Raw genomic sequence first — 13,998 nt, 5'->3', positions numbered from 1 at the left:
GTATGTGTAGCCTACATTTGTCAAATTTTAGATCTATTAGGATGCCTGTGGGTGTGGCATACTTGCGCAGCCAAATTATGTCTTCAAGCAGACAGTCGTCAACGAGAGCCTATTTTGCGTTTCGGGCAAACGCAAAACTTCCGGTAATGGATGTGAAACCGCATTTGGTCATTTCACAAGAAATGCCTATCATTGCAGATGAATGGCAAGACCGTGTACAGACATAGACGAAATTTTACGCTCGATTAATCAGCGTCTGCGTAAGCTTGAGAAGTCCGACTCCAAGAAGACTGAGGAGATTGGACGTCTCAACCGTGTCATATGCCAAAAGGACAAGAAGATACACAATCTGAAGGTGGAGCTTGCTTCGTCCAAGTCAGATCTTGCCGATGCCAAGACCCGCATCAAGGAACTTGAGGGCGAGGAACCTGACGAAGAGGACGATTCTTTGTCGAATGTTAAATAATCATAAATATAATAATCTTCAAGCTTAAACACTCTGACTATCAAAAGAAAAGTCGTAACTTTGCAGTCCGATTATTGGGGAGAGACTTAGAATCCCCGTGAACCGTGTGTAAATAGCAGTGCCTTTGGCCGGGCAAAGCGGTTTGTGAATCACGATTCAGCACAAGACGTTAGACTGCTGCAGGGAGTTAGACCTCTGCCGTGGTATTTGTCTGTGCATAAGAGAAAAGAGAATTAAATGTTTTTTAGTAGTTAAATTAAAAAGTAAAATGAACACTTTGAGTTACAAGACTATTTCCGCTAACAAGGAAACAGCTAAGAAGGAGTGGGTGGTTATTGATGCCACAGACCAGGTTGTTGGTCGCCTTGCTTCTAAAGTAGCTAAGCTCATCCGCGGAAAGTACAAGCCCAACTACACACCACACGTAGATTGTGGCGACAACGTTATCATCATCAATGCCGCTAAGGTGGTTTTCACCGGCAAAAAGGAAACCGACAAGGTTTACACCCGCTACACTGGTTATCCCGGTGGACAGCGCTTCACCTCTCCCGCCATGTTGCGCAAGCAGCCATTCGGCGTTGAGCGTATCTTGAAGCACGCTGTCAAAGGTATGCTTCCCAAAGGCCCACTCGGCCGTAGCTTGCTCGACAACCTCTACATCTATGAAGGAACTGAGCACAACCACGAGGCACAGAAGCCCAAAGCAATTGATATTAACCAGTATAAATAATAAGATAGAAGATGGAAATGATTAATGCAATCGGTCGTCGTAAGAGCTCTGTAGCTCGCGTTTACCTGAGCGAAGGCACAGGCAAAATCACGATCAACAAGAAAGATATCAGTGTATATTTCCCTTCAGCTATCCTGCAGTACGTGGTTAAGCAGCCGCTGAACCTGCTCGAAGTGGCTGAGAAATATGACATCAAGGCTAACCTCGACGGTGGTGGTTTCACTGGTCAGAGCCAGGCTCTCCGCCTCGCTATTGCCCGTGCACTCGTTAAGGTTAATGCAGAAGACAAGAAGGCCCTTAAGGTACAAGGCTTCCTGACCCGCGATTCACGTGAGGTTGAACGTAAGAAGCCAGGTCAGCCCAAGGCACGTCGTCGCTTCCAGTTCAGTAAGCGTTAATATCTACTGGACACGTTTAGTATCTAAACTGGTAGGACTCCATCATAGGATTACCTGCCGGCTGGTTCTAACAACAAGAATTAAAAAGAAAGTAAACAACAATTTTAAAGCATTAAGACAATGTCAAGAACTAATTTTGATACATTGCTTCAGGCCGGATGTCACTTCGGTCACATGAAGCGCAAATGGAATCCCGCTATGTCTCAGTACATCTACACAGAGCGTAACGGTATTCATATCATTGACCTCCACAAGACTGCAGCTAAAATTGACGAGGCTGCTGAAGCATTGAAGCAGATTGCCAAGAGCGGCAAGAAAGTACTGTTCGTCGCTACTAAAAAACAAACTAAGGAAATCATCGCCGAGAAGGCTTCGAGCGTGAATATGCCTTATGTTATTGAGCGCTGGCCGGGTGGTATGCTTACCAACTTCCCGACTATCCGCAAGGCCGTAAAGAAAATGGCGAACATCGATAAGCTCATGCAGGATGGTACTTACAGCAACCTCTCAAAGCGTGAGTTGCTGCAGATTACCCGTCAGCGCGCCAAGTTGGAGAAGAACCTCGGTTCTATCGCTGACCTGACTCGTCTGCCTTCTGCACTCTTCGTTGTTGACGTGCTGAAAGAGCAGATTGCCGTTCGCGAGGCTAACCGTCTGGGTATCCCCGTATTCGGTATCGTTGACACCAACTCTAACCCCAACAACATCGACTTCGTAATTCCTGCCAATGATGACGCTAAGGACAGCGTAGAGGTTATCCTCAATGCTTGCTGCCAGGCTATCAACGAAGGTCTCGAAGAGCGCAAGGTAGAGAAAGCCGACGAGAAAGCTGCAGACGCACAGGCTGAGGCTGATGCTGACGAGGCAAAAGCTAAGCGTGCTGCACGCAAGCCTCGCAAGGCTGCTGAAGCTCCCGCAGAGGAAGCTCCTAAGGCAAAAGAGGATACTCCTGCTGCAGAGTAATTAAAGGTTTAATCATCAATTCTAAAAAAGCAAAAAGATTATGGCTATTTCAATTGAAGATATCAAGAAGCTCCGCACTATGACTGGTGCTGGTCTGGCTGACGTTAAGAAAGCGCTGACCGAGGCTGAAGGCGATTTCGAGAAAGCTAAGGAACTGCTCCGTGAGCGTGGTTTGGCTATCGCTGCAAAGCGTAGCGACCGCGAAACTTCAAACGGTTGTGTTCTTGCAAAGGTTGCTGATGGCTTCGCTGCTATCATCGCCCTGAAGTGCGAAACTGACTTCGTTGCCAACGGTGCTGACTTCATCGCCCTCACTCAGAGCATCCTCGATGCTGCTGTAGCTGCTAAGGCTAAGGACATCGAAGCTGTGAAGGAGCTGACTCTCGCTGATGGTCAGAAGATTCAGGACGCTGTTACTCAGCGTTCAGGTATCACCGGTGAGAAGATGGAACTCGACGGTTACAATGTTCTCGAAGGTGAGAATATCGAGGTTTACGACCACATGGGCAAGCATACTCTTGCTACTATGGTACAAACCAACAAACCCGTTGCAGAGATTGGCCACAAGCTCGCTATGCAGGTTGCTGCCATGAAGCCCGTAGCACTCGATGCTTCAAAGGTTTCTCAGGCTGTTCTCGACGAGGAGTACAAGACTGCTGTTGAGAAGACCAAGCTTGAGCAGGTTGAGAAGTATGTTGAGAACATGCTGAAGAAGGCCGGTATCAATCCCGCTCACGTTGACTCAGACGAACACATCGAGAGCAACATGAAAAAGGGTTGGATTACTGAGGAGCAGGCTAAAGAGGCTCGCGAAATCAAGGTAAAGGCTGCTGCTGAGAAGGCTGCTTCACTCAACGAGAACATGATCGACAACATCGCTAAGGGTCGCGTACAGAAGTTCTTGAAAGAGAACTGTCTCGTTGACCAGGAGTTCCAGTTCGGTGATGGCGACAAAGCTTCTGTTTCACAGTGGCTCGCTAAGCAGGACAAGGATCTCAAGATCGTTGACTTCAAGCGCTTCACCCTTTCTGCTGAGTAATCCGTAGATAGGCATTAAGCACAATCCGATATTATTGGAGGAGCATCCCATAAGGGTGCTCCTTTTTTGGTTATTATTAATCAACTTGAGTAGCATGCTGGAAATGTACAGTGGATATCACATGACGGATTGTGCTTTATACATGTTTCCCTGCTATCGATAGGGTTTTTCCTATTATTGTTTATGAATTTCCCCTTGACTCTATTGTCATCTTTTCCGTATCTTTGCACCATCAGAAGTCAAACGATACGAGTTTGCGCTCACGTGCTGGCTCTGGAAGAGATAATAAACATGGTATAACCCAAACATCGAAGAGTTATGAAAAGAATGGTATTCGCAATGGCAACAATCCTGATGTTTGCCGTTTCTGCAAAAGCACAACGCCTCGAACATGCGAAGGATGAGGCCAGTTATATCACCCGAATAATGACAGCCGAACTCGGATTGACCCGTGTTCAGAGTCAAGAACTGTTGCGCATCAACCTTGTTTATCTGGATGGTATTAGCAGTTACCGTGACATAGAGGGTAGAGGATGTAAGAGTAGAGACAAAAAGATTAAGTCGTTGCTCAACAAACGTCAATGGCATCAATATAAAAACACCTATTATTTCTACCGTCCCATCTCTTGGCGTGACCATGCTTATGTGCACCATATCTATGCTAAGTATCCTAAGAACAAAAAACATAAATACTGTAAGCATCAGGTAGATCGCAATTGTCGACAACAGGGTAATAACAGTCCCGAAGCTATTCGTCAGCGTCAGAAGATGTGCCGCCATGTGATGAATGGCGCAAGATAAAACCTCACATACATACAATCTTCAATAGAAAACATTTCTGGTCTTAATGACTGGAAAGTATCAGGATAAAATAAAATTAGTAGCTGTAAGAATGTAATAAGACCTCGGCATCCTATAAAGGGTGTCGAGGTCTTCACGTTATCTGATGACAGTTTAGTTTGTGTCTGTGTGTTATAGACTGTCCAGTCTTAATGATTCATTAGGGCCTTTATTTGCGATGCATATACCAGTCTTGTGAATTCTGACCGTCGCTTGTTGCCCACGATTTGAAGTTGGGAAACTCTTCATCAATCTTTTTGCCTTCTGTGGCAGGCACAAAGATTTTGCTGTGCTTGGGATCTGCGATGGACGGAAGGGGAATTTCGAGTGCAAAAGGATGATGTCCGCCTTTGTCACTCTTTGTCACTCTTTGAGCTGAAATTTAGCTTTATTTAACTTGTCTATAGACTCTTTTACATAAATTCTGCACAAAGAACAGCTAAACGCTTTTGAAGAGAGATGAGTGATCAATCAATAAGATAATGTTTCTTTTGCCGATAATAAATCCTAATTGGTTGTCTGACTATCTGTAAGTATCATTTACCGCAGATTGTTGCTTCGGCTCGCCTTGATAATGCTGTTTGTAATACTACCGAAAGGATGATGAGCAGTACGCCAAACCAGAATGCGCCATTGAGTTCTTGTCCTTCGTCGAAGAGCATCATGGCGAGTACGATGCTATAAAGCGGTTCGAGGTTATAGCTCAGATTGACGGTGAATGCTGATATGGTGCGTAGTGCTTGTAGCTGTGTGAGGAACGGACCGATGGTAAACACCGATGCAAACATCAATATCATGGCCCAGTCGATACCCGTAGGCAATAGTGTTGCGGTGGGGTAGAGGTGGAGATATATTGGCAAGATGACTGTCAGAGCGCCCCATCCTGCCAGCAATTCGTAGAGTAGCATGGTGCTGCTTGAGCGTCCGGTTTGCTGTTGTACACGTTTGCTGGTAATGGAGAATAAAGTGTAGAACAGCGATGAGAATGTACCGATGATGATACCTGTGCGATGTCTGGTATCCAGACCGAAGATAAGTAGGATGCCTGCCAGAGTGAGAAGACTGAGTGCCAGTTCATGCCACGACATGCGTCGGTGTCCGATGAGCGGTTCGATGATGGCAGTAAAGAATCCGTTGAGTGCGATACAGACCACAGCGATACTTACGTTTGATGCTTTGATACTGGCGTAGAACAATACCCAGTGAATAGCCAGTAGTATGCCACATCCAGCAATACGTGCAAGTTGGTGGCGTTCGGGTATGCTGACGCGGTGGTTCATGCGCATTACAATCCATAGTACGATGGCTGCAATAAGCATTCTATACCAAACTAAAGGAATCTCTGTTAGTGCGATGATACGCCCGAAGATACCGGTAGCTCCCGCCAACAGTATGCCGATGTGTAGTCTCAGATAGTTGTGTGGGTTGTTTTCTTGTGTCATATTAAGGCGTTTTTTGGATTTGCTGTAAGTTTGTTATTCCTTCTTTGTCGTCTTTACAGGTTTCTTATCGCTCATTTATCTCTTATAGAGCGTATCTCCGCTTCCTTATCACCCATACGTGAGAACTGATAGTTGGTCATACTCGTACGCATCTGGTGGTTTCGGTGCATGTTGGATATCATTGGGGTTTGTTTTGCAAAATTATACCTTATAATTGTAATGACCAAACATTTATTTGGAAATCTGCAAGACTAAGCGTGTTGCTGTTTTGTCTGACAGTTTGATACTATTCTCTATGACGACAATTTTTTTTCGGTTGTTGACAGAAAAAGGATAGATGCAGGATGGAAAATACAAAGAAAACATGGACTGCTCCATCACCGGAGCAGTCCATGTTGAATCAAAAGTAATGAATTATTTGAAAATCAGTTGTGCAAATTGATAGATGCTTTCGCGCCATACAGGCCAAGTGTGACCGCCTGGGTACTCGTAGTAGTCGTATTTCAAACCCATTTCGTCAAAGCGTGCACGCATGGCTTTGCAGTTTTCATAGGCGATGTCTTCTTCTCCGCCCATTGACAGCCAAAGTTTCTTGAGGTTCTTATTGTAGATGGCAACCTTTTCTTTCAGCGTTTTGTAACATGCCTCCGTATCAATAAACGATGCCCAAGGTACTCGTTCTTTAAACCATCCCGAACTGAATACACCGGCATAGCTCACCAGGTCAGGACTTGACACCAAGGCGTTGAGTGTATGTATTCCGCCCATTGACAGTCCAGCTAAGGCACGATACTTCATGCCTTTCTTCACTCGGAAGTTCTTCTCTACGAAAGGAATCCCCTCTTGTGTCCATTCGGCAGTAAAGTCGCTGGTGTTGCCATCCATCATCACTACAACCATTGGCACAGCCTTGCCATCGGCAATCAAGTTGTCGAGAATGATGTCTGTCAGTCCTTGGTTGCTCCATCCGCGTTCGTCCTCACCGCCACCATGTTGCAGATAGAGCACGGGAAAGGTGGCTTTGGGATTGGTATCGTAGGCAGCAGGGGTATAGATATACATGGTTTTCCATTTGTTGTCAACCTTTGAGAAGTATCGTTTGCGGTGTACGTCGCCACGAGCAACATCACGTTGGGCAAAGCGTGGAGCTTTGATGTCATCATAGGGAATCTCTACACCGCTGGTCATCATCGAACAGCCATAGAACGATTCACTCTGCGGATCTGCCACACGTACTCCGTCTATTACGAGGAAATAGTAGTGGAATCCTTCGCTCTGCGGATCGGTCACACAAGTCCATATGCCATCACGGTCTTTATACATATCATATTTTCGTCCAAGGTCTATCTGCACATGTTTGGCAGTAGGAGCCTTGACGCGGAATACCACACGATGGTCGGCCAATACCTTAGGATACTGTTGTCCGCGGATATTCCAGAGTGAAGGCTGTCCTTCTTGGTTAGCGAGTGTTTGCTTGGCTTTGGCCTCTTGTTGGAAGAACGTCACCATTTCGTTGAAGGTATTTTCGTTGAATGTCACAGGACCATGCTCGCCACCTTCCACGGTGATGAACTTTTCCAACCGTCCGTTTTTCTTCAGTGCCGCAGCAAAACGCTCGCTCTGACAGTAAGGCACTACGCTGTCGGAATTGCCATGTATGACGAGGAAACGAGGGATGTTTGGTGTGACGTAGCTGTAAGGACTGGTGAGTGAAATCATGTCAGGCATATCGGCAGGCGCACCACCTATCAGTGCGGCTTCTGGTGATTTGGCATCTTTTACAGTCTCGCAGCGTTCCATAGTTGCCATATCGACTGGTCCAAACCAATCCACTACAGCATCCACTTCACTGGAATAGTCTGTATAATGCCCTACATTGCCTTCGATATCTACCGTGGTCTTACCTACGGTGTGTGTCTTCATGTGGTTGGTTACACCAGCCAGCGATGACAGATGACCACCAGAAGAATATCCTGTGATGCCGATGAACGAGGTGTCGAGATGATAGTCCTCGGCATGGGCACGAATATAGCGGATGGCGGCTTTCACATCGTTGATCTGTGCAGGGAATTTTGCGTCACCGCTACTACGATGGTTGATGCTTACTACGGCAAAGCCGGCATCCACCAGAGGTTTGCCGATTGATAGATAGCCCATGGCCTTCATGTTGTTGGCAAACCATGCGCTACCATATATTACCATCACCACTTTATACTTCTCATGACCTGTAGCAGGTAGATAGATGTCCAGTCGGTGAGCTTCCAAACTATCGCCTGCATAGTTCAAATCCTTGTACTGCGGATTGGTTTCGGGCATTTTGAATCCGCCTGATGCGCTCTGTGGCTGTGCCATCATCACGATGGCACAGCAGAGCATAAGTAATGATAAGATAGATTTTTTCATTATAGTATTTTTGACTATATGCTTTATTTGAAGAGCAGCGGTGCCATAGTGTGCAGGGCACGGCGCCATGACAGAAACTCGTGGGCTGTGCCCTCAGAGATATGTCCCACAGCGTTGAAACCAGCTTCTTTCAAGCGAGCTGTTGAAGCGTTGATGGCTTCGGGACGCTCTTTGCTACCACAGCTTTGGAAGATCAGTTTCACCTCGCCCTTATCTTTCAGATCGGCAGGTTCATACTGTCCACCGCTCAGCAGTCCCCAGTATGCAAACACCTCTGGGCGGCGCATGGTGATGAGTTTGGTTTCAAAACCACCCATTGACAATCCTGCCATTGCACGATTGCTGCGGTCAGCCTTGGTCTGGAAATTGGCATCAATATAAGGAATGAGCTCATCCACCAATACGGTTTCAAACTCCTTGGCATCAAACTTATTGATATGTCCGAAGCGCACATCGTTGGTCATGCCGTAGGTCATCACAATGATAAACGGTTTGCACTTACCTTCTGCAATCAGGTTATCCATTATCAGGTTGGCATGACCTTGGTTGCTCCAAGCTGTTTCGTCCTCGCCCCATCCGTGTTGCAGATAGAGCACAGGGAAGCGTTCTTTCTTGTTTTTGCCATACGTCGGTGGAGTATAGACAAAAGCGCGACGCACGGTGTTGGTGCTTTTTGAGGGGAACAATACCTGTTGTACATGACCATGAGCCACATTCATGCGGTTCTCATAGAATGCTTGATCGTGGGCAGGAATCTCAATACCACTCTCCCAACGGCATGAACCATAGTAGTTGTTGGCACCTGGGTCGTTTACCACAGCACCATCAATGGTCAGGTGATAATAGTGGAAACCTTCATCCATAGGACCTTCTGTAGTTCCAGTCCATACGCCGTCCTTGTCTTTGCGCAGTACTGTACCGCCACGACCACCTAATCCGAGACTTACAATAACAGATTTGGCATCTGGAGCGACAATGCGGAAACGGGCATAACCCTCAGAGTTGACCATAGGATACTGTTGTCCAGGCTGGTTCTTTGAACTGGGTACAAAGTCTTCCTTAGGCTGATGTTGGTCGAGTGCAACATTGAAGTCCTTTACTACGCTATATACCTTCTTGGCTTTGTAGTTTGCATCAAAGAGCAACGGATGGTTATTCACGCCAAGCCAGGAGTCGCGGTCAGAAAGATTCCAAAATGTTACGTTGTCAATCACGTCCTTGTGTTTGCGCAATACGCGGAACACACGTGCATACTGGTCTTCCTGCAGTGCAGCAATATATGCGGGCTGTGCTACGGCTTGACCACGTGAGAACTGCAACTGTCCACCCATTTCCTCATTGGTACGGATGTCGAGTTCGGTGATGTGGATATGTTTTACCAACTGAGAATATTTGGTCAGTGCAGCATCAACATCCTTTTCCGATGGTCCATAGATGTTGTAGTGCCCCTGCATACCAATACCAGTGATAGGTACACCGGCATCCTGCATCTTCTTCACCATATTGTATATTCGCTCGCACTTCTTGGGGTCTGCAGCGTTGTAGTCGTTATAGAACAGCAGAGCGTTGGGGTCTGCCTCATGGGCATATTCAAAAGCTTTGGCAATAAATTCATCGCCACAAAGTTTGAACAGACGACTTTGGCGATAGGGAGAAGGCTCCTGTCCAGGACGGAAGCGCATCATGTTGTTGTCGTTCATGGCTTCGTTGACCACATCCCATGCATATACAATGTCCTTATATCTGTTGACCACTGTATGGATATGTTCGCGCAAGCGTTGGTAGAACACCTCTTTTTTCACTTCCTTACCTTTTTTATCGGTAAACATCCAGTCGGAGAACTGGCTGTGCCAAACCAGACAATGTCCGCGCAGTTTGATACCATTCTGTCGGCAGAAGTTGGCAATACTGTCTGCAGCCCCCCAGTTCCATACACCTTCTTTCGGGTGTACCGATATAGGTTTCATATCATTCTCGGCAGTCACACTGTTAAATTCGCGCTTGATCAGTGCGATTTGTTCAGGCTGTGCAATATTGTGCTTATTGACAGCCACACCAATAGTGAAATAGTCTTTGTAGGCATCTTTCAAACCCTGTGCCTGAGCGGTTGTTGCGCTGATTGCAGCAAGAGCAACCCATACAATCTTTTGTTTGATCTTCATGTCTTTAGTTTAATTGTTTTAGGATGATGCAAAGATACATATAAAATATGTAGTAATGGTCATGCGGTGTAACACATTCTTTTTCGGTTCTTTCATTTCTGCTGGTTGAGATAATAGATAAAGATGTTGAAATGGTGTGTGGGATGGAATCGGAAGCAAGTGTAGATGTCCTGATATTGATTATTCTTGAATAAGAAGACAAAAACAACGAGTCCACGAAACATGGTTTCCGTGGACTCGTTTCGTATGATAGCGTGAGTGCTTTCTGCTTGAAGTTTAGTTTTTCTTTGTCAGCACATAGTGTTTAGCCATTTCTCCTTCAGGCTCGTTGCCGAGCGAATCGGTCATGATAAGGCTATTGTCATCCTTAACCTTGTAGTAAGAGGCCTCACCACTTGATGGGCGGATAATCTCAATCACATGATTTGCTGATACCTTGAAGATGCCACTTGCCTCGTCGTGTCCATCCTTGCGGTCGATGTAGTCGGCAGCATACTGGTAAGTGCTATCGCTGTTGAGTGTCAAGACAGTCTTGATTCCTGGGCAATCTGCTGCGGGGAGTGTTCCCTCATAGGTGCCCGTAATCGATTCGATAGCAATGCCATCAGCCTGCAGCGAATCACTCTCTACACAGCTGAGGCTATCTGTATCAGTTTTCTGACCTGTTGTCTTGTTGCCATTGCATGAAACAACAAACATTGCAGCAATAACGGCTACTGCTAAAATAATTGTCTTTTTCATATTTTATACATTTTGATAAATAGTCAAGGGTAATCCACACTTTTCCTGATGAAGTTCCCGTTTCATCATCTAATGAGTGGGATAGTTGTATGTGGAAGTTTATGTGGAGTAGGAGGGTGTTGCACCTGTTTTGTTATTCATCCCAATAGCGAATCTTGCGTGTCTGCACCACGTTGGTAGATTGGCTTTGTGCATCTTTCTCCCAATACACGATGTTAAGTTGGTTGCGTGTCCAGTTGCCGTCATCGTCGTGGGCGGTATATTCATTGCGCATATTGACCGACATCAGACACTCCTTCTGTTCATTATAAACCTTTTGACTCTCGTTGAGTATTTCGTTCTTTTCGTTGTAGATATACTCATTGACATAGGTGATGGCAGCTTTCTCGTTGGTCAGTGTGCGGCGCACCAGTCTGTTTCTGTCATCATACTCATAACTGATGCTGCTTGTGCCGTTGCGTTCCAGCATCTTCGCCTTTGTCAGATAACCATATTCATTATATATGCGCTCCATGATGTCAGGATTCTCCATCTTGCCGTCTCGTGCGAAACGCTCCATGGCATTCTCCGACACCGGATTGGTGGTCATCACCTCTTGCACCTTGCCTTTCAGTCCCAACAGTACCGCATCTTTATAAAAAGGAGTAGTAGGTTGGAAGAAGATATTGATATCCGAAGCCCCATCGTTGTTTTTAGTGATAGACACTTTCACATTGCCATAGTCGTTGAAGAAATAGTATGATCCGTTTCGTGTGGTATAGTTGCCATAGTCTTGCGACAGTTTGCGGAGGAAATAAGCCGTATTGCGGTTCATCATCTCTTTGGTACGATAGGGTCCCACGGTGAAATACATCGATTCAACCCGTTTGGTGTCTTTATCGGCACTAACCATCAGTTTGGCACGTATGCCATAGAAGTTTCCCCGGAAATAATAGTCTTCGCCATCTCCCGAATCTCCCCATGGTGTGAAGTTTTTCTCTTGTATGCGTACAAGGAACGAATCGACCGCTCCCTCGATGGGCACACCCATAAAGTCGAGGCAGCGCACATCTGTAGTCTGTGCCTTTCCGCTGGCAAGTGATAGCCAGACCATTAGTGTTATGATGCAGTATCTAACCATTTTCCGTGCAAAGATAGTGCAAACCGAGAGAAATACAAAGAAAAAACACTTTTTTCTTTGTACTTCCGAGGTGTAGCCTATCTAAGCAATGAGATTGCAAAGATACGATTAAGTGAGCGAAAAGCAAAAGAAAAAGCATTTTTTCTTCTGCTTTGCCGAACGTGAGTATCTTGGGGCTGTAGGTCCAAAGATAGTGCAAACCGAATGCAGAATAGCAAGCTTGCTTAAATATTATGCTTAAAAAAACATAATAACCCAATTGTTTTGCTATGTTTATTTGGATGTATGTGTCAAAAAGTGTATCTTTGTGATGATTTTATGTGTCAGAAAGTGTAAGATGTTACCATTGTTATGTGTCTAAAAGTGTAAATCTATGAAAAGAAAGATATATACTCAGCTTGTAGATTGGAAGAATCAAGAGCGTCGTAAACCATTGGTATTAAATGGAGTAAGACAATGTGGAAAAACCTATATTCTAAAAGAATTCGGCCAAAAAGAGTTTGATAATCTTGTTTACGTCAGTTGCGATAGGAATGAGAGTCTGCATGCAATATATTCAAGCGACTTTGACACAGCAAGAATTATTAGAGGATTAAGTGCTTTGACCGGAGTGGATATAATCCCCGGCAAGACTCTTATATTCTTAGATGAGGTGCAAGCATTTCCACAAGCATTGGAAGCATTGAAGTATTTCTGCGAAGATGCCCCAGAGTATCATATTGTAGTTGCAGGTTCGTTGTTAGGAGTAGCCTTGCATACAGGAGTGTCTTTTCCTGTAGGCAAGGTACAGACCATGCGACTATTTCCTATGGATTTTGAGGAATTTCTTATGGCAATGGGTGAAGATCAACTATTAAAACTTATGCATAGCAAGGACTATGAGCTGATGAATGCCTTTCATGAGAAACTGAAAGACTATTTGCGACAATACTATTACGTGGGTGGAATGCCTGAAGTAGTGAAGACGTATGTGGAAAACAGATTGTTAAACCAAGTGCGCACTATACAGAACGAAATTCTCTCCAACTATGCCAGCGACTTCTCCAAGCATGCTTCTACGCAAGAGGTGCCGCGCATAGACATGGTATGGCAGTCGATATTGGGCCAACTTTCTAAAGAGAACAAGAAATTTGTGTATGGTGTATTGAAGAAGGGTGGCAGAGCCAAGGAGTTTGAACTGGCCATACAATGGTTGGTGGATGCTGGTTTAGTGTATAAGATAACAAAGGTGACAAAGCCGGAATTGCCCTTGAAGTTTTATGAAGACTTGTCGGCATTCAAGCTTTATCTATGCGATTGTGGACTGATGGGGGCTATGGCAGATACCGCAGCCAAGGATGTGTTGCTTGGCGATAACGTGTTTACGGAGTATAAAGGAGCGTTCACCGAACAGTATGTTCTTCAACAGTTGCTTGCGTCAGGCATCAATCACATCTACTATTACAGTTCTGACACATCTCGTATGGAAATGGATTTCCTTGTTCAGTGCAACGGTGCCCTATTGCCTATAGAGGTAAAGGGCGGAACAAGCATAAAGGCCACTTCGCTGCACAACTATCTCATGGAGCATCCTGACATATCAGCCATACGCTATTCTATGCTGCCATACCGCCAACAAAAGAACATCACAAATATGCCGTTATACGGAGTTTTCCTACAATAAGAACATCGGTCAAGCAAAGTTGCTCGTTAAT

At 45.4% G+C, this 13,998-nt stretch carries 13 protein-coding genes; 7 read left to right on the top strand and 6 right to left on the bottom strand.

Annotated elements, in window-relative coordinates:
• Positions 1 to 202 precede the first annotated feature (202 nt).
• From CIK93_RS13150 to CIK93_RS13125, 6 genes are all read left to right on the top strand, one after another.
• Positions 203 to 466, top strand: coding sequence for a hypothetical protein (locus CIK93_RS13150; protein ID WP_216820900.1), 264 nt, complete (start codon positions 203 to 205; stop codon positions 464 to 466).
• A 268-nt stretch (positions 467 to 734) separates the two neighbouring features.
• Positions 735 to 1,196 carry a 50S ribosomal protein L13 gene (gene rplM / locus CIK93_RS13145; protein ID WP_094389823.1) on the top strand — a complete coding sequence of 154 codons (462 nt, stop codon included), beginning with the start codon at positions 735 to 737 and terminating at the stop codon, positions 1,194 to 1,196.
• An 11-nt stretch (positions 1,197 to 1,207) separates the two neighbouring features.
• Positions 1,208 to 1,594, top strand: a complete 387-nt coding sequence (gene rpsI / locus CIK93_RS13140; protein WP_094389822.1) for a 30S ribosomal protein S9 — start codon at positions 1,208 to 1,210, stop codon at positions 1,592 to 1,594.
• 120 nt (positions 1,595 to 1,714) lie between these two features.
• Positions 1,715 to 2,557 carry a 30S ribosomal protein S2 gene (gene rpsB / locus CIK93_RS13135; protein ID WP_094389821.1) on the top strand — a complete coding sequence of 281 codons (843 nt, stop codon included), beginning with the start codon at positions 1,715 to 1,717 and terminating at the stop codon, positions 2,555 to 2,557.
• A gap of 40 nt (positions 2,558 to 2,597) precedes the next feature.
• Positions 2,598 to 3,596, top strand: coding sequence for a translation elongation factor Ts (tsf, locus tag CIK93_RS13130; protein ID WP_094435247.1), 999 nt, complete (start codon positions 2,598 to 2,600; stop codon positions 3,594 to 3,596).
• A 318-nt stretch (positions 3,597 to 3,914) separates the two neighbouring features.
• Entirely contained in the window at positions 3,915 to 4,397 is a 483-nt protein-coding gene (locus tag CIK93_RS13125; RefSeq protein WP_144007573.1) for a hypothetical protein, read from the top strand.
• A 208-nt stretch (positions 4,398 to 4,605) separates the two neighbouring features.
• On the opposite strand, the gene CIK93_RS13120 is transcribed toward CIK93_RS13125, so the two are convergent.
• From CIK93_RS13120 to CIK93_RS13095, 6 genes are all read right to left on the bottom strand, one after another.
• Positions 4,606 to 4,803 (bottom strand): DUF4842 domain-containing protein, encoded by a 198-nt coding sequence (locus tag CIK93_RS13120; protein ID WP_158215527.1) that lies wholly within the window; start codon positions 4,801 to 4,803, stop codon positions 4,606 to 4,608.
• 169 nt (positions 4,804 to 4,972) lie between these two features.
• The gene (locus CIK93_RS13115) at positions 4,973 to 5,878 is read right to left on the bottom strand and encodes a DMT family transporter (RefSeq protein ID WP_094389817.1); all 906 of its coding nucleotides are present in this window, start codon (positions 5,876 to 5,878) and stop codon (positions 4,973 to 4,975) included.
• A 414-nt stretch (positions 5,879 to 6,292) separates the two neighbouring features.
• Positions 6,293 to 8,281 carry an alpha/beta hydrolase-fold protein gene (locus tag CIK93_RS13970; protein WP_254046811.1) on the bottom strand — a complete coding sequence of 663 codons (1,989 nt, stop codon included), beginning with the start codon at positions 8,279 to 8,281 and terminating at the stop codon, positions 6,293 to 6,295.
• Between the two features lie 23 nt (positions 8,282 to 8,304).
• Complete coding sequence (xyn10D/fae1, locus tag CIK93_RS13105) at positions 8,305 to 10,443, bottom strand: bifunctional endo-1,4-beta-xylanase/feruloyl esterase (protein ID WP_094447612.1); 2,139 nt, start codon at positions 10,441 to 10,443, stop codon at positions 8,305 to 8,307.
• 276 nt (positions 10,444 to 10,719) lie between these two features.
• A complete protein-coding gene (locus CIK93_RS13100) occupies positions 10,720 to 11,184 on the bottom strand; it encodes a copper resistance protein NlpE (RefSeq protein ID WP_094447611.1) in 465 nt (154 codons plus the stop codon).
• Between the two features lie 133 nt (positions 11,185 to 11,317).
• Positions 11,318 to 12,277, bottom strand: coding sequence for a hypothetical protein (locus CIK93_RS13095; protein WP_094447610.1), 960 nt, complete (start codon positions 12,275 to 12,277; stop codon positions 11,318 to 11,320).
• A 400-nt stretch (positions 12,278 to 12,677) separates the two neighbouring features.
• On the opposite strand from CIK93_RS13095, the gene CIK93_RS13090 reads away from it, so the two are divergent.
• The gene (locus CIK93_RS13090; protein WP_094447609.1) at positions 12,678 to 13,967 is read left to right on the top strand and encodes an ATP-binding protein; all 1,290 of its coding nucleotides are present in this window, start codon (positions 12,678 to 12,680) and stop codon (positions 13,965 to 13,967) included.
• Positions 13,968 to 13,998: the final 31 nt, after the last annotated feature.

This window comes from Prevotella sp. P3-92, assembly GCF_002251205.1.
GTDB lineage: Bacteria > Bacteroidota > Bacteroidia > Bacteroidales > Bacteroidaceae > Prevotella.
The sequence above is the reverse complement of the archived record's forward strand: the minus strand, read 5'-3'. Positions and strand labels throughout refer to the sequence as shown.

What these genes read in the sequence shown, in the direction of transcription:
- CIK93_RS13150 (WP_216820900.1), top strand. Translation starts at nt 203, where the DNA reads ATGGCAAGACCGTGTACAGACATAGACGAAATTTTACGCTCGATTAAT.
- rplM (WP_094389823.1), top strand. Translation starts at nt 735, where the DNA reads ATGAACACTTTGAGTTACAAGACTATTTCCGCTAACAAGGAAACAGCT.
- rpsI (WP_094389822.1), top strand. Translation starts at nt 1,208, where the DNA reads ATGGAAATGATTAATGCAATCGGTCGTCGTAAGAGCTCTGTAGCTCGC.
- rpsB (WP_094389821.1), top strand. Translation starts at nt 1,715, where the DNA reads ATGTCAAGAACTAATTTTGATACATTGCTTCAGGCCGGATGTCACTTC.
- tsf (WP_094435247.1), top strand. Translation starts at nt 2,598, where the DNA reads ATGGCTATTTCAATTGAAGATATCAAGAAGCTCCGCACTATGACTGGT.
- CIK93_RS13125 (WP_144007573.1), top strand. Translation starts at nt 3,915, where the DNA reads ATGAAAAGAATGGTATTCGCAATGGCAACAATCCTGATGTTTGCCGTT.
- CIK93_RS13115 (WP_094389817.1), bottom strand. Translation starts at nt 5,878, where the DNA reads ATGACACAAGAAAACAACCCACACAACTATCTGAGACTACACATCGGC.
- CIK93_RS13970 (WP_254046811.1), bottom strand. Translation starts at nt 8,281, where the DNA reads ATGAAAAAATCTATCTTATCATTACTTATGCTCTGCTGTGCCATCGTG.
- xyn10D/fae1 (WP_094447612.1), bottom strand. Translation starts at nt 10,443, where the DNA reads ATGAAGATCAAACAAAAGATTGTATGGGTTGCTCTTGCTGCAATCAGC.
- CIK93_RS13100 (WP_094447611.1), bottom strand. Translation starts at nt 11,184, where the DNA reads ATGAAAAAGACAATTATTTTAGCAGTAGCCGTTATTGCTGCAATGTTT.
- CIK93_RS13095 (WP_094447610.1), bottom strand. Translation starts at nt 12,277, where the DNA reads ATGGTCTGGCTATCACTTGCCAGCGGAAAGGCACAGACTACAGATGTG.
- CIK93_RS13090 (WP_094447609.1), top strand. Translation starts at nt 12,678, where the DNA reads ATGAAAAGAAAGATATATACTCAGCTTGTAGATTGGAAGAATCAAGAG.